The sequence below is a fragment of the Paenibacillus sp. FSL H8-0168 genome (assembly GCF_038592955.1).
Classification (GTDB): Bacteria; Bacillota; Bacilli; order Paenibacillales; family Paenibacillaceae; genus Paenibacillus; species Paenibacillus polymyxa_B.
In genome coordinates, this window is the sequence record NZ_CP151948.1 from 1,243,129 (window position 1) to 1,258,797 (window position 15,669).

Below are 15,669 nucleotides of genomic sequence, written 5' to 3' on the forward strand. Positions count from 1 at the left end.
CAGCTTCTTCACGGTTGTTCCACGATTGAAGGATGAGGGGACGGTAGACTTTTCTAATTTAGAGGGTAATAATGGAATGAGCAGAAGGGACGTGTGGCATCATGCATCTATATTGGAAGCGAAATCTGGTCATTTTGTGGATTGGAGTATTGTTTTGCAGCATGGCCTATTCCGTGTCTATTCCGTTTTTACCTATATTTCTGAATACGGAAATGGGTGTAAATGATCATCTGGAACTGTGGTCGGGGATTGCCTTTGGAGTCACTTTTTTAGCCAGCGCGCTGATTGCCCCATTTTGGGGTTCGCTTGCGGATAAGTATGGACGTAAGCCGATGCTAATTCGTTCAGGCTTTAGCCTGGCGGTGTTGTACCTGATATGTGCTTTGGTGACAGATCCATATGTGTTCGTAGGAGTACGGTTGTTTCAAGGCCTACTATCCGGGTTTATTCCTGCTGCGATTGCGCTGGTCGGAACAGGTTCGCCTGAGGAGAAAACCGGCTATGCACTCGGTATTATGGCGACCGCTGGGGCAACAGGCAGCATTATAGGTCCGTTAATTGGCGGTGTGGTGAGCCATTATTATGGCAATCGGAATGCCTTTTTTTTCTCTGCGGCTCTTGTACTGGTATCTGCGTTAATTGCGACCTTTGGCGCTAGAGAGGACAGCTTCAAGGGAACCAGTACCCGCTCGCATGTTCGTGATGATATCAAGGAGGCTATTGCTAATCGGCCTTTGTGCTTTTTGCTTATTCTGGCGGGATTAAGTACTTTTTCCGTCATGATCTTGGAACCGTTAATTACGGTGTATGTGCTTGAAATGGGAGTTGACCGTAGTCAGGCGTCTTTAAGTTCCGGGATTGTATTCTCAGCCGTAGGCATCGCGGCGGTGCTGATGGCTCCCCGATGGGGACGGATTGGAGGACGGACCGGATTTGCACACGTGCTGCTGATTGGGCTGATCGGTTCGGGAATCGGGAATATCTTACAATTTTTTATAACCAACTTTGTTGGTTTTGGTGCGCTTCGGTTTGGATATGGATTGTTTTATGCGTCCGTCATGCCTGCTATCAACGCGATGACTGTGGAGGTCACCAAGCCGGAGTTTCGCGGACGAGCCTTTAGCTTGAGCCAATCAGCCACTCAACTCGCGACAATGGCAGGGCCGTTGATTGGCGGCATGCTTGGCAGCTGGATGCCGATCCGCTGGATCTTTGTGTTAAACGGTGGCATACTGCTGCTTGCAGCGTTGTTGCTGGGGGTGAAGGGGAAAAACGTGTTCCCGGTTTCAGCCAAGAAGAGCGTCACGGATCAGGATATTCATTCTGCCGGATAAGCGAATCACACAGGATTGTCGAAGAGGACAACCTTAGAGCTTATAGAGCAGGTCTTTTTTTGTGTTATTAGATAATTATCCCAAACCTTTACTTTTAGTATACTTATTCATAACCCTCTACACTGATAATATGACAAGGAGGGATATATTATGATAAGAGACGACATTTTGTGTCAACAGCTTGAGAAAGCTCGTCAAAAGCTGTATATTTTGCAAGCAAAACATGGTTTTAATCATGCCAGTGTGCTCAGACAGTCTGTAATTATGGATAACCTCATCAATCAATATAACCACCTTTTTTATATAAAAGAAAAAAAGCCAACTGCATAAATGGAACCGATGGGCGAGAAACTTTTGGTCAGGTCACTCGCCCTTATATTGTAGCGCTGATACTTATAACAACGATGCTTGTCTTAACTTTTATAACTAGTGTGCAATCTTTCATTTTAGGTACGGTTTGTTTGATGTGCACTCAGTAAAACACCGATAATAACGACCAAACCGCCAATGATTTGGCGCCATGTAATCGTTTCTTGCAAAAGCAACACAGAAAATAAGACTCCAAATATCGGAACCAAATTCATCAGAGAAACGGAACTACTCGGTGACAGCTTGATTAATCCGTAATTGTAGAGCAAAAATGCGATAACGGAGCAGAATACACCCAGATATACTAACAACATAAACGATCCGGTTGTCGGAACCTGCCAACGATCCTTTTCTAATAGAGCCAACGGTATGAAAAAGATACTCCCTGCAACGGTTTGATAAAAAGATAACGTCACAGGCGGATATTTGTCCACAACCTTGCGCGTCATGAAAGTGTAAAACGCCCACGCAAAACCCGTCCCGATTAATATTAAATTTCCGATTAGTTGATTCTTACTATCCGAACTTTCGCCAACTGAAGTCAAGAAATATACCCCGATCATGGCCAGTGCTATGCCGCAAATTTTATATTTGGATATTTTCACTTTATACAAAATAAGTTCAAGCAGCGACGTAATTGCGGGATAAGATGCAACAATTAATGCTGCATTGGAAGCGGTAGTCAGGCTAACCCCTATATTCTCCATTGAAAAGTAGAGAGTGATCCCCAAAACACCACTAAACGAAATCGTAGCCAAATCTTTTGGCTTTACTTTGATATGTTCTTTTTTAATCAGCAAAACGATACCTAGCACAACGGAAGCTATAATAAATCTGGAAAGACCCAAGGTAAGAGGGGGGAACGTCGTGTAGGCTGCTTTGGTGGCAATAAACGATGTACTCCAGATCAATAGGGCCAGAATCGTAGAACCGTAGTAAATCCGGTTGCTTTCGCTGTGATGAGCTATGACTTTGTTCAAGTTAAATCCTCCCTGAAGTAATTCCCTGTGAAATATAATAGTTGCTACTATAGTGACTACTATAAAAACGTTACTAAAAAGATAGTGTGTATATCAGTTTTTGTCAAGGGGAAGTGATATAGTAAGGATGAACACGAATTGAGGAGAAGACGTCATGAAACCAAAACCAAATATATTAGAAATTCTACGAGATTTGAATTTTAGTGAATATGAAGCCAAGGCTTATGTGACCTTATTGGAAAGCTCTCCACTTTCGGGATACGCCGTTTCATTGAATTCCGGGGTACCGAGGTCCAAAATTTACGAGGTTTTGTCTGGAATGGTTAACCGTGGGGATATCATGGTCAGTCAAGAAAATACGCCTCTGTATGTGCCGCTTCCGCCGCATGAATTGATTGCCCAGAGAAAACGCAAAGCAGAGCAGATTTTCAATGTGGCGCAAGAGAGTTTGGAGCAGTACACAGCATCATTTCAAAACAGAGAGAATATTTGGAATATCTCGGGGTATGAAGCCATTATCAATCGTATAAATGAAGGGGTAAAGGGAGCAAAACACCGAATTTTATTGGAAATTTGGAAAGAGGATGCCGAGGTGTTCCGAGATGCCTTAGAGCAAGTCGCTCAACAAGGAATTGAAGTGATCATTGTAGCGTATGGGGAGCTTAACTTTGATTTCGCTACTGTTTACCGCCATGATATGAGTGAGGAGATTACGTCTGAAATTGGTGGTCGGTGGATTGTACTTAGCGTAGACGACCGGGAGGTCGTAGCTGGCATACTTTCACTTGGTGATGACAGCCGCGCTGCATGGACGTTGCATCCGGGGCTGGTGATGCCGATTACTGAAGTGATTATTCATGATATTTATATCATGGAAATCCTATATGAGTTCCGCGAACAATTAGAGGAGAAATTCGGCCCTAATCTAATTCATCTTCGCAATAAATTTGCTATGGGCCCGAATGGCAAAGGATATTATGTTCCTTTGACTGAAAAAAGCATTAAACGTGTATAGAGATTGTCCGAGGTTCGATGTGCAAAAATAAACAGGCCCATGGAGTGTTATTCCATGAGCCTAATTTTATTGATGTTGTGTTCTATTATTTTACGGTTATAATCACACGTTGATAATGCTTTAAAGGATGTTTACCATTGTCCTGTACCTCTGCAATGATATGAATCGTATTTCCAGACTTAGCATCTGCTGGAAGTGTGAAACTTGCTGTATTTGTGTCACTTCCTTGCAAGTCAATTGTGTTTACTTTCTCGCCTTTAGCTACTTCTCGGTGAAGCCCAAGCTGCATTTCCCCCAGCAATTCAGGTTTAACTTGTGCGGGTTTTACTTTGGAATCTTCATACGTGTCGGCTTCAAAATATCTCCACCATTTGTAAGTCAATTGATCACCGTCTGGATCTGCACCTTCTGCATGCAGGGTTATTTTCTCCCCTGGACTAGCCGTTAGGTCTATTCCTTCTTTAATGGTCAATGTTGGATTATGGTTGGCATCTTTGTAGTCGGATGCAATAGCCCAATCTGCACGAGCAGCAAAGTCATTTTGAATATCATCAAACCAACGCATCAAAGAATATTCTGCTTCGAATTTTTTCGTATGCACATCATAATCTAACACAGTATTTCTAAACAATTTATCGTTAACGACACCGAAACGACCTCCCCAGCCACCATAGGTTGGGTTTTCCATACTCCGCAATCCGTTATCAATTAAATAGAAGAAGGATGGAGAATCACCTTCAGAAATAAAGTCATACTTGTCGTATTGTGGATTTTTCTTTAAGTAGGCTTCACTGCCTCTTTGTTCTTCATCCAACTCGCCTTTGATGATATTGCCATCGCCCATCAAGGCATACATATTGAGCAACTTGCCATGACCCTCTTTAATATTTTTGAAATTCCATTCCCCGTGCAACTTGCTGTTTACTTCTTCTGTGTGCATTTTCCAAGCATAAGCGAAATGCCAGAAGTTAGATTGATCATTAATAATTCTGATGTCAGGCCAATTTTTAGCGATGTAATTATTGTAGCTATCGTCCTGGTCCAGAATGATGTACAGTACGAGTTTATCACTTACTTTTTTTCGAATCGTTTCCCATTGATCTGTATTTTTATATTCGTCTTCAATGGACTTTAGAGCTCTGGCTGTGGTATTGGTTCCACCCCAAGTTTGAACGTATAAATCTCTTTTGTCATCGTCCAGGAAAAGCGTTTTAAGGAAATTAGAGCCTTCCGTTTCTTTGTCCATTTCACCTTTATTTGAAATGTTACCTATTTTGGTAACGCTCTTGATATATTCAGGCTTTGGATATCCCTCGGCATGTTTAATTAAGTTGGGATAAATCTCTCCGTAGGCATCAATCATGTCCGTTACCCATTGGGTTCCGGTCCATCTAAATGGCTTGATGCCAGCTTTTTCATCACCTGCATAATGATACACAGAGCTAGTCAGTACAATCCCGGACAAATCCATTTCATTGGAGTAAAGAAGGAAGCGAATGACAGAGTTCATATCATCTACTTCTCCATCAGTAGTGATCACCGTTCTGGCTTTGGTAGTTTTATTTTCTACTTTATTTTCCGTTTGTTTTTCTGTTGGAGCAGCGCTTTCATCTTTCACAATGGCGGGCGCCTTACCACTGCAACCACTGATGATCAGAATACATATCATGGCTAATAGAAGAATGCTTAACCCTTTTCTTTCTCTCATTTCTGTTCCCCTCTCTGAACGTTCCTATGATGTTTTTTTAGGATTATAACCATGTAGGTATTCTTTTTATTCAAGAATTAGGCATAAAAAAAACCTAAACATATATATGTCTCAACAAAAGTCGAGCATATATACATTTAGGTTTTGCCTGCATGATCAGTCACAATCCTAATCCAATTCTACATCATTATCCGAGGAAATGAAAGCGGTTTATGAATGCCGGCATAAAATTAGTTTTACGCTTTGAATAAACCGGATTCTTTGACTTCAGACAGGAAGTTGTGGAACTCAGGAATGTTCAGCTGTTGCTGAGCATCGGACAAAGCGACTGCTGGGTTCGGGTGAACTTCCACCATGATACCGTCAGCACCAGCAGCCAGGGCTGCTTTGGCACAAGGGGCCAGGATGTCCTTACGTCCTGTAGAGTGAGTCACATCCACCAATACAGGCAGATGGCTTTCCTTTTTCAAAATCGGAACAGCGGAAATATCCAGCGTGTTACGCGTCCATTTTTCGTACGTACGAATACCGCGTTCAATCAGCATGACTTGCGTGTTACCACGGGAAACGATGTATTCAGCAGCATGAAGGAACTCTTCCATTGTGGCAGCCAGTCCGCGCTTGAGCAGAACCGGAGTTCTGGTTTCACCCGCAGCTTTGAGCAATTCAAAGTTGTGCATGTTGCGCGCACCAATTTGGATAATATCGATGTATTGGATCGCTTCCTCCAAATGTCTTGGATCGACAATTTCACTGATTGTAGCCAGCCCGAACTCGTCGCCTACACGTTTAAGAATTTGCAATCCTTCTACGCCCAGTCCTTGGAAATCATACGGGGACGTACGTGGTTTGAACGCACCACCACGTAGAATCGGCACACCGGCTTCCTTGAGAGCCGCACCTACTTCGCGAGTTTGCTGGTAGCTTTCCACCGAGCAGGGACCTGCGACCATAATGGAGGCTTTGCCGCCCACCAGCGTATCTTTAACCTTGATAACTGTGCTATCCGGTTGATTTTTGCGGCTGACGATCAGATGTTTTTTGTGTTCTTCTTTTTGATAGTTCAAAGAAGCCTTGAAAATATTTTTGAACAGCTGGCGAATCGTAGCATCGTCAAATGGTCCACGGTTAGCCGCGATCAGCTTGTCCAGCATTTGTTGCTCGCGTACCGGATCAAAGTCAGGTACCCCTTGAGCTTCCTTCAATTTTCCAAGTTGTCCCGCCAGTTCAGCGCGTTGGGACAGCAACTCCAGCAATTGCAAATTTGTAGCATCGAGCTGTTCACGCAGCAGCTCCAAAGAATTTTCATTTGTAGACATACAGTACACCCTTCCCGAATTTAAATTTGTTTTTTCTGTTAGCCCATGGACTTTTTTTTGCAGAAAATAACACAAAAAGGCACTCGTCGCAAGGGACGAATGCCGTGGTACCACCCTAATTACAGAAGTATACATACGAATCATCAACGTCGTTCAGTCGACGGCAGTAACTTCTGAGCTTGATGCCCGTAACGGGGGCTTCCGGAAACCTCTACTGCGGACAAAGGAATGAATCCTTCTGTCGGTTCAAGGCTCGACTCGGGAGTGAATTTCAACGCGGGATTGCGGTACGCTCTCAGCAATTCGTACCTTTCTGTGGGAATCCGTTAGACGTTTACTTGTCTCCGTCACTGTCTTTGTTCATGGTATTCAAAAGATTTGACCTTATTTTAAACAAAGTAGGTGCAGAAGGCAAGCCCTGATTATCAGGTTCAGTTTTCGCACCGTTTTGAATCGGTTATAATGTGAACAGCAACGGGCCCCCCTTGCAATCTAAAAGACGTGATGTCCGAGGAGGAATTATGAGCAAAATCAGAGTATCGGCGGTTCAATATCATCTGCATACGATTGACTCATTCGAGCAATTTGCCCTGCAATCGGAACATTATATCAAAACAGCGGAGGAATTTGGTGCGGAATTTGTTCTGTTTCCCGAGTTTTTTACGACCCAGCTTATGTCGATTGGTGATAGTGAAGGCAAAGCTCTGACGATCAACTACCTGCCGGATTTTACGGACCGGTACCTTGAATTATTCACTTCGTTCGCACGTCGAACCGGGATGCATATTATCGGTGGCACTCATGTAGTTAGGAGAAACGAACGTTTATATAATACGGCACATTTGTTTTACCCGGACGGGCGTGTGGCCACTCAGGACAAAATTCACATTACACCGACAGAGGTGCATGAATGGAATATGGCTCCCGGTGAGGGGCTGAATGTGTTTGAGACGTCCAAGGGCACCATAGCGATGCTGACCTGCTATGATATTGAATTTCCCGAAATCGTTCGCATGGCGAAGGCCAAGGGAGCAGATATTATTTTCTGTCCTTCCTGTACGGACGATCGTCACGGATTTTACCGGGTACGATATACAAGCCACGCCAGAGCGGTTGAAAATCAGGTGTATGTCATTTTAACGGGAACTGTCGGCGCTTTGCCTACGGTTGATTTTATGCGTGCCAATTATGGACAAGCCGCAGTCATTACACCCAATGACATTCCTTTTCCGCCACGCGGCATTATGGTGGAGGGTGAACTGAACAACGATATGATTGTGACAGCAGATCTCGATTTGCAGCTGTTGTACGATGTGCGTGAGCGGGGCTCGGTTACAACCTGGCGTGACCGTAGAACAGATTTATACACAGACTGGAGCTAATGAAAGGAAATAAGCCATGTATCGCAAAGAATGGTTCATCTTTGACGGCGATCGGCCGCTACGGGCGGTGATTCGTAATTATTCTACAGCTGATTATGAGGGATTGCTGCGTATTCAGCAGGAGAGCTTCCCCCCACCTTATCCGCAGGAGCTGTTATGGAGCCGGGAGCAGATTGCCAGCCAGACAGAGCATTTTGCAGATGGAGCGCTGTGTGTGGAAATTGAGGGGGAACTGGCGGGTTCGGTAACCAGCCTACTGATGCATTATAACCCCGAACATCCCCAGCATACATGGGAGGAAGTAGCAGATGACGGTTATATTCGTACGCACTGTGAGGACGGCAAGGCGCTGTATGTGATTGATTTGGCGGTACGTCCTGCTTACCGCAGATTGGGTCTGGGCAAATGGCTGATTTTTTCCTTATATCATCTTGTGATTGAACGGAGACTGGATCGTTTGCTGGGCGCGGGGCGTATGCCTAGTTATCAGCATCATGCCGACCAATTGAGCGCAGAAGCGTATGTGGATGCCGTAGTGTCTGGTGAGCTGAAGGACCCGGTATTAACTTTTCTGCTTCGTTGCGGACGGGTGCCTGTTTGTATCCTGCCGAATTATTTGGATGATGAACAATCGCGTAATTATGCTGCCCTCATGGAATGGCGAAATCCGTTTCATACCCATCACTAATTGTAGAGGAGCGTGTCCTATCCTATGGAATATCATCGCATTACTCATATTGAAGACCCCTTGTTTGCGAGCATGCATCAGCTAATGCAGGAAGTATTTCCACCAGAGGAAGTGCTGGAGTACAGTCTGTGGAAGGAACCGCTGGAAGACCCGGGTATTCGTGTCTTTGTTGCGGTACAGGATGATAAGGTAGTTGGTGCAACAGAGTATCGTTATTATGAGGACTTTAATGTAGCTATGACAGATTTTACGATCATCGGACAACCGGGACTGGGCATTGGCCGTTTTCTTTGGACACGACGCCAGAATGACTTGCACGCGCTTGCTCAGGCCAGCGGACAGCAGTTACAGGGGATGTTTGCTGAAATCTATGACCCTTACCGTGGCAACGAGCATCCCTTTGGTGGTGTCAAGCCAATGGACCCGTACGTGCGACGTGAGGTGCTATCTCATCTGGGCTATAAGCGTTTGGATCTGGACTACGTACATCCGTCCTGGAATAACGATGGTGTAGCAGTAGAAGGGCTGAATTTAGGCTTTATGCCTGAGGATGATAGCGTGGAAGAAGTGAGCGCCAAATTGGTGGCAGCTTTTATACGTCGGTACTATACAGTATTGCCGAACAAGCCTGCTGTCTGGAACGAAATGGTAGATGGATTGGAAGCTAAATCGACAGTAGCATTGCTGCCATTGTAAACATATGAAGTACAAAAAGGGTGCACTCAAGCCATGTATCATCTGCGTGGCTTAGGTTGCACCCTTTTTGCATTCCCCTATCTGTCCTTTCATTTTCCTCGAACCCTGGGAACAGGTTTGGGTGATGCGACTCCTCGTGGGTTGTCTTCGCCCGCCAGACTTTGCGAGATATCGTCCGTAATTGTCTTGTCCGCGGTCCTACGTTCATCTGCTTCCACAGGATTCAAGGTTTTGTAGCGCTTATACTCCATATCGGCCTGAGACATCGGATCTTTATACATAGGAGATCAGTCAACTCCTTTCGGTTATACACTTCATTACCCGCATAGCAGAATGGGTAACCGTTTTCTTTCACCCGATAAAATGAAGTGGTTAATCCAGTATATCGTCGCTGTCCAGTTGCTCTTCTTCATCCCCATCGGTACCATTCAACAAATCGGTACCATGCAGGAATTCGGCAGGAGCAGAAGGATCAACAGGACTGTTCGGTGTCAGTTCATCGGCATCTGGGACGTCTTCCAGAGGAGTATCCGGACCCTCGGTTAGATTCTCCCAGTTGGTTTCTGCATTTTGCAGAGAAGGCTCAAAATCATTGTCATGTAGCTCATTAACTCGATCATCACGATTGGCCATGTTGCTCAGCTCCTTTGCTTTTTGGTGCTTATTCCGACCTTACCCAAACAGTAGAACGGCTAAACCTTGAGTTAGTGTGTCTGTAGGAAGTTAAAATCATGCGAATAGGGATATGCCCATTCTCAATTAGCGTTTTTTTGGTAACTGCTGTGATATGATAAAGAGTATAGGGAGGGATATGAATTGGAATGGTACATGTTTGGTCCGATGATTAGTCGTATCCGAGTAGGTCAAAAGGCATCTACCCCGGGATTTTCCCGTACCCTCATTCGGCGCCCGGAAGGCTTATACTGGACAGATGGCGGACAGGCCGGAAAAATAGTAGAAATACGCGATTATTTATTTTCCGATATTTGGACGATCTATGAGGATGAAGATTGTGAACCATGGTTGGGGCTTAGAGAGCAGAAGGAGCGGCGCGAACAGGAAATGATCATTAATCAATATGAAGATTTTACAAAAAATGAGTAAAAAGAACATGATACCCTTCTTATGAAGAAGGTATGCACATCATCGTATAGAATAATATAATTTCAGGACGTAAAAAATGTTAAAACGTATACAAACTTGTAAATCCTACTATGTAACTTTGAGGTGCTTAACATGAGGCATGTGCCCAAAGCTGTCGCCGCCCTGCTAGCGGTCATTGTGTTGTTGTTGTCGCTGGGCTACTCCGCCTATGCGGCTAAAATGACCCCGGAAAGGGATTATAAGATACCCTCCTGGGATATGAGATGGGGAGCGGTAAACGAGGATGGCTCTTTAGATGAGGTAAAGGATCCCAGCAAAGCCTGGATGCATATTGAAGATGATACACAACTGCTTAGGCAGCCCGGTAATATAGGATCTGCTTGGATTCGTATGAAGTTACCTTCGCTAAATGATGAAACGCCAGCGGTGCTTTTTGAAAATATTTATGGCAGGCATATTACGCTGTATAAAGATGGGACCAATTTTTACGAATCCTACCGTGGGTACAATTATGAGAATAATCGTATTCTGATTCCGCTGAAGCCGGAAGACAGCGGTAAAACATTATACATATGGACGGAAAGCAGTAAGAATAGACTGGGCATTATCGGCAATGTGATGACCGGTGATTATCGTGATTTGTTGGGGACCTTGGTCAGAATGGATGTTTTAGATATTGTACTGGGCAGTACGTTTATCTTTATCGCCCTGGTACTACTGATCTGCTCATTTTTCCTGTTCCGTCCGAGTATGGCCATGTGGCTGTCCCTAAGTGCGATAGTATTGTCTATTGGTCTGATGATCGTAACGTATTCACCATTCTTGTATACATTCTATCGCGGCTATGGCAAGCTGTACTTACAACTTTTTGATGTGGCACTATTTATTCTGCTGCCTTCATTAGCCTTCTTTTTTGAACAAAATATCAATTCAATTATACTGATTCGCAAATTCAGAAAGTTGTTAACCGCATACTCTTTGTTCTGCTTTACCATGATGATTGTGAATTTAGGAGCACAGGAGCGATTGAACGATATATATTATTTTTTTAGTGTAGTCATCTTGGGTATATTACTCGTCGCCTTATTGATACTGCTGGTATTTGCTTCGGTTCGCATGGCACTTAAGGGTGATCACGAAGCGATCATTTTATCGACAGGCTTTGCATTTTTTGCAGTCATCTCTATCGGGGAACTGAGCTGGTTCTTCATTCTGGACGGACACTACAATATGTTTTTGTGGAAATGGGGCGTGTTCGGTTTTGTACTGGCGTTGATCGCGATTTTGGGCAGAAGGCTGGCAGAAAAGCACAAGCAGGTGGTTCGGTATTCCAGAGAACTGGAGATGTTCAATAATGAGCTTCAACGCTCGGAGAAAATGGAGATTATTAGCGATCTGGCTGCATCTGTAGCTCATGAGGTACGTAATCCCCTTCAAGTTACACGTGGATTTCTTCAGTTGATGAGCAAGCAGGAGGATGGTAAGAACAAAGACTATCTACATATCGCTCTGGAGGAGCTGGATCGAGCTTCCGCGATTATTACTGATTTTCTGACCTTTGCCAAGCCAGAATTTGACCAAACCAAAACGTTGACCATATTGGACGAATTCAAGCATATTGAAGGAATCATCAGTCCAATGGCTAATTTGCAAGGTGGAAAAATTTCGCTGGATATTCCCCAGGAAATCAAAGTACGCGGGAATTCCTCCAAGTTCAAGCAGGCGTTCATCAATATCATCAAAAACAGTATTGAAGCGCTGCGAGACCAGGGGCTTATTCATATATGGGCTTATGTGGATAACGGAGAAGCTGTCATTCATATTCGGGATAATGGTGAAGGGATGGATGCTCAGACTTTATCCAGACTAGGTGAGCCTTATTTTTCGAATAAGACAAAAGGCACGGGTTTAGGAATGATGGTGACTTTTCGGATTATTGAAACGATGAATGGAAAAATAACTTTTACAAGTGCAAAAGGGGTGGGAACAGAAGCGACCATCCGCTTCCCCGTAGCCGGATAATATCCGGCTTTTTTGCGTTCGGAGAAAACGGAGGGAAGCTTGCTGAGCCCACCCCTATGAGGTTAAGGAATCTAGATTAAATAAGCATTAACAATCATTCTACCACATTGAGCGAGGTTTCTGGGATGCAGCGAGCACGCCGGAGGGGTCTGGAGGAATTACCAGAAAAAACTGATCAGGCGTTTCTTCTAATGTTTTGATTTGGATATGATCGGGGATCACGACTCCTAACACATCACGAATTGCAGATTTGGGATCAGTCATCAGTTTCTCTCTGAAACTGGCATCCTCCCAAGCTTTTTGAATGACTTGTGTTTGAAGAACTTCAGTAGCCATCAAAAATCACCCTCTCATTCAATTGGTTATATTTACCTAGTCAGTATACCACGAAGGGCTCAGAAAAATCTAGCATTATTTCATATTTTTGGAGAGCCAGTAGTCAAGTCCGCCTCTTCTCAAATGCGAGCGTCCGCCTTCAATTTCTGCCGCCACTTCGCCCAGCTCAGCTGCGATAGAATGTGCAAAGCTATGTAGGCCGTGGATAGAAGGCTCCAGGGTCTCTAACTGTTGGACTGCTTGATCGGCAATGTTCACATAGCTGGCAAGCGCACCGCGTACATAAATCGCTTCCTGAATCTGTTTGGGTCCCAATCCTTCACAGTAAGCCGTCTTTTGCTCGGCACTGATATGGGACAAAAGACAGTTATAGCTATGTTCGACCAAATCTTCTGACCAATCCGCCCAATCATCCGACATTTGAAGCACGAGTAGCGCCAAGTCCGTCATATTTGTAATGTTTTGAATCAGATCAGCACGGCCTGCGAGCAGCAAAGCACCCGTTCCGGCCATTTTTAATGGACTTGCTTTCAGCGCGACCTTATTTTTTTCTCCTTGAAAATAGTCCTCTGTTCCTTCGGATATCACACTAACGGCCCATTCATCAACATACGTTCGGGCATATGACCAAAAAGGAGAGGTTGCCGGAAAAAGGTCCCGATATACGCTTAGACACTCGGTATAGAATAGTTGACTTAAAGCGAGTTGCGTTTTACGGTTGTCTGCTGCTGTGTCCATCACATCGTCTTGAATTAAATAGTGAGCCATGACGAACACGTTGCCAAGTGACAGCCTGCGGCATGTTTCGGGGGGCAGTCCTGTGAGTTCTTGCAGCCAAAATGGAAGCAAATAGCATATGTAATTACGCGTGCTGTCTTCCCGCAACGGATTAAAACGCGCCAGATAGTCCAAACCCTCTTGCTGAAAGGGAGCTGGAAACGTGGACGTCCGTTCCTCCGCTTGACGAAATACTTTTTCCAATTCGTCTTTGTATGCAAAATACCATTCCATCGCCATCACCTGCATCTCTTATGAATATTTTTATAGCGACTTCTAGTTGTTACCCGCCATTATACAACAGATTGCAATTTTCAAGATTTTGTTATTTTTACATTGAGAATGTTGTAAAAAGGATATCGACAAAAATCCCGGTTGGGAAGATCCCGCCGGGATTTTGTTTTTTTTAAATTAGATGATCTCTAAATAGTCAATATAAGCATCCCATGTCCCATTATCGGCTGTTACAACAAGCTCAATCTCTTGATTTCCGGTTCCATGGCTGACATTGTTTAAAGTATAGACCGCAGGACTGCTCCCGCCGTAGTAGAAGGTACCCTTCGTTTGTCCACCAATTTTCAAGTCAACTTTGGCCATGTTGGAATTATTTGAAGCACCACGGAGTGAAAAACTATGGGTGCCGCTGGTAAAATTCTGTGTGAATTTCACTGAATCATTGTTGGAGTATAAAGCCACTCCGTTGAACGGCGAGCTGATATTTGAAGTATACTGACCGCCTTTGGTCATATTCTCTGCTTCCACTTTTGTGCCTTTGTTTGGCGGCGTTTCGCCGTTTCCGCCATCAGGCGCTACCGCCCGGCCATTGCTTGGTGAGATCATACCAGAGCAAAGGTTACGATTTTTGAGGTTCTGTGCAATTTGTGGAATAGCTTGGAGTGTAGTCTGGTACTGATCATGCATCAGGATCACATCGCCGTTTTTAAGTTTGCCCGCAGCAGCTACGATCTGTGCGGTGGAGGCGCCGTTCCAGTCTTGGGAGTCAACGTTCCACAATACTTCGGTAAGACCGTTTTGGGTCTCAATGGATTTGAGGGTTGCGTTGGTCTCGCCATACGGAGGACGGAACAACTTTGGTGCCGTGCCAGTAATGGACTGTATCGTTTGCTGCGTGCGTGTAATTTCCGATGACATCTGCGATGTGCTCAGTTGTGTCATATGCGGATGTGACCATGAATGATTACCGATCCACATGCCTGCTGCTTGCTGGTCACGTACAAGCGAAGGATTATTCTGCGCGTTTTGTCCAAGATTAAAGAGCGTCGCGCGTAAACCGTTTTGCTTCAGAGCACTAAGAAGCGCTTTGGTGTTAGAGGGATTGGGACCATCGTCGAAGGTTAACGCTACATAACCGCTCGAGCAATCAGCCGCAAGCGCCTGGTTGCTCGAGATCACCAGCGAGCCTGTGAATAAAGACAAGGTGATTGACATAATCGCCGTCCATTTTCCTGCTTTAGCTATAAACATGGGTCTACCTCCTAGCTATTTTAATATAGTATGGATGTTCCGATACTCCGAACCGATTCAACTCTTTACTAGATTTGAAATTTTAGTTGATCTCCAAATAATCAACATAAGCATTCCATGTTCCGTCATCGGCTATTACAACGAGCTCGATCTCTTGGTTTCTGGTGCCATTATTGCCGCCAATCGTAATTGTATTACTAGTTACATTGGCACTCCGACTGCTTTGGTATCCCTCTACAGTAAGTGAATCTTCATACATCTTGTCCATGTATTCCCACTTTTTGAAGTGCTCGCTGACCGATATGGTTTTGCTCGTGCGTTTGGATGTCCACAAAAATAACCTTATTTTTTTGTTTCATTGGACTTTTCTCCTGTAGCCTCACTATGATGCAGTGCATTCTGTAGTAGCTTGATGCAACATGTCTTTCCAAAAATCGAATTGTAAACGTTTACA

General features: G+C 44.5%; 15 protein-coding genes, 1 pseudogene and 1 other annotated feature. Of the genes and pseudogenes, 8 read left to right on the top strand and 8 right to left on the bottom strand.

What is annotated here, in order from left to right:
* Positions 1-101: 101 nt before the first annotated feature.
* Both MHI21_RS05670 and MHI21_RS05675 read left to right on the top strand, forming a co-directional pair.
* A complete protein-coding gene (locus tag MHI21_RS05670) occupies positions 102-1,334 on the top strand; it encodes an MFS transporter (RefSeq protein WP_342419624.1) in 1,233 nt (410 codons plus the stop codon).
* 150 nt (positions 1,335-1,484) lie between these two features.
* A complete protein-coding gene (locus MHI21_RS05675; protein WP_061831220.1) occupies positions 1,485-1,664 on the top strand; it encodes an aspartyl-phosphate phosphatase Spo0E family protein in 180 nt (59 codons plus the stop codon).
* A 116-nt stretch (positions 1,665-1,780) separates the two neighbouring features.
* Here MHI21_RS05675 and MHI21_RS05680 read toward each other — a convergent pair whose 3' ends face one another.
* Positions 1,781-2,683 (bottom strand): EamA family transporter, encoded by a 903-nt coding sequence (locus MHI21_RS05680; RefSeq protein WP_342419625.1) that lies wholly within the window; start codon positions 2,681-2,683, stop codon positions 1,781-1,783.
* A 154-nt stretch (positions 2,684-2,837) separates the two neighbouring features.
* Here MHI21_RS05680 and MHI21_RS05685 point away from each other — a divergent pair, with 154 nt between their 5' ends.
* Positions 2,838-3,698, top strand: coding sequence for a TrmB family transcriptional regulator (locus MHI21_RS05685; RefSeq protein WP_134903740.1), 861 nt, complete (start codon positions 2,838-2,840; stop codon positions 3,696-3,698).
* Between the two features lie 85 nt (positions 3,699-3,783).
* Here the strand turns inward: MHI21_RS05685 and MHI21_RS05690 are convergent, their stop codons facing one another.
* A complete protein-coding gene (locus tag MHI21_RS05690) occupies positions 3,784-5,406 on the bottom strand; it encodes a nucleoside hydrolase-like domain-containing protein (protein WP_342419626.1) in 1,623 nt (540 codons plus the stop codon).
* Between the two features lie 236 nt (positions 5,407-5,642).
* Positions 5,643-6,725 (bottom strand): bifunctional 3-deoxy-7-phosphoheptulonate synthase/chorismate mutase, encoded by a 1,083-nt coding sequence (locus tag MHI21_RS05695; RefSeq protein ID WP_013309063.1) that lies wholly within the window; start codon positions 6,723-6,725, stop codon positions 5,643-5,645.
* A gap of 88 nt (positions 6,726-6,813) precedes the next feature.
* Positions 6,814-7,085, bottom strand: a binding site (T-box leader).
* A 161-nt stretch (positions 7,086-7,246) separates the two neighbouring features.
* Between MHI21_RS05695 and MHI21_RS05700 the strand changes: the two genes are divergently transcribed.
* From MHI21_RS05700 to MHI21_RS05710, 3 genes are read left to right on the top strand one after another with little or no spacing between them, the layout of a single operon-like run.
* Positions 7,247-8,107 (top strand): carbon-nitrogen hydrolase family protein, encoded by an 861-nt coding sequence (locus MHI21_RS05700; protein ID WP_342419627.1) that lies wholly within the window; start codon positions 7,247-7,249, stop codon positions 8,105-8,107.
* Between the two features lie 16 nt (positions 8,108-8,123).
* On the top strand, positions 8,124-8,795 hold the full coding sequence (locus tag MHI21_RS05705) for a GNAT family N-acetyltransferase (RefSeq protein WP_023987324.1): 672 nt from the start codon (positions 8,124-8,126) through the stop codon (positions 8,793-8,795).
* Positions 8,796-8,819: 24 nt separating this feature from the next.
* Complete coding sequence (locus MHI21_RS05710) at positions 8,820-9,491, top strand: hypothetical protein (protein WP_028543187.1); 672 nt, start codon at positions 8,820-8,822, stop codon at positions 9,489-9,491.
* Between the two features lie 372 nt (positions 9,492-9,863).
* Here MHI21_RS05710 and MHI21_RS05715 read toward each other — a convergent pair whose 3' ends face one another.
* Positions 9,864-10,124 (bottom strand): hypothetical protein, encoded by a 261-nt coding sequence (locus MHI21_RS05715; RefSeq protein WP_311081764.1) that lies wholly within the window; start codon positions 10,122-10,124, stop codon positions 9,864-9,866.
* Between the two features lie 183 nt (positions 10,125-10,307).
* Between MHI21_RS05715 and MHI21_RS05720 the strand changes: the two genes are divergently transcribed.
* Entirely contained in the window at positions 10,308-10,595 is a 288-nt protein-coding gene (locus MHI21_RS05720; RefSeq protein WP_023987328.1) for a hypothetical protein, read from the top strand.
* Between the two features lie 132 nt (positions 10,596-10,727).
* Positions 10,728-12,617, top strand: a complete 1,890-nt coding sequence (locus MHI21_RS05725; RefSeq protein ID WP_342419628.1) for a HAMP domain-containing sensor histidine kinase — start codon at positions 10,728-10,730, stop codon at positions 12,615-12,617.
* A 99-nt stretch (positions 12,618-12,716) separates the two neighbouring features.
* Here MHI21_RS05725 and MHI21_RS05730 read toward each other — a convergent pair whose 3' ends face one another.
* From MHI21_RS05730 to MHI21_RS05745, 4 genes and pseudogenes are all read right to left on the bottom strand, one after another.
* Positions 12,717-12,953: an NHLP leader peptide family RiPP precursor gene (locus MHI21_RS05730; RefSeq protein ID WP_013309068.1), complete on the bottom strand. Its 237-nt coding sequence runs from the start codon at positions 12,951-12,953 to the stop codon at positions 12,717-12,719.
* A gap of 75 nt (positions 12,954-13,028) precedes the next feature.
* Complete coding sequence (locus MHI21_RS05735; RefSeq protein ID WP_029516118.1) at positions 13,029-13,964, bottom strand: hypothetical protein; 936 nt, start codon at positions 13,962-13,964, stop codon at positions 13,029-13,031.
* A 177-nt stretch (positions 13,965-14,141) separates the two neighbouring features.
* Positions 14,142-15,215: a polysaccharide deacetylase family protein gene (locus MHI21_RS05740; RefSeq protein WP_039269442.1), complete on the bottom strand. Its 1,074-nt coding sequence runs from the start codon at positions 15,213-15,215 to the stop codon at positions 14,142-14,144.
* A gap of 82 nt (positions 15,216-15,297) precedes the next feature.
* Positions 15,298-15,540: pseudogene (locus MHI21_RS05745) on the bottom strand (hypothetical protein); the annotation flags it as partial.
* Between the last annotated feature and the right edge of the window lie 129 nt (positions 15,541-15,669).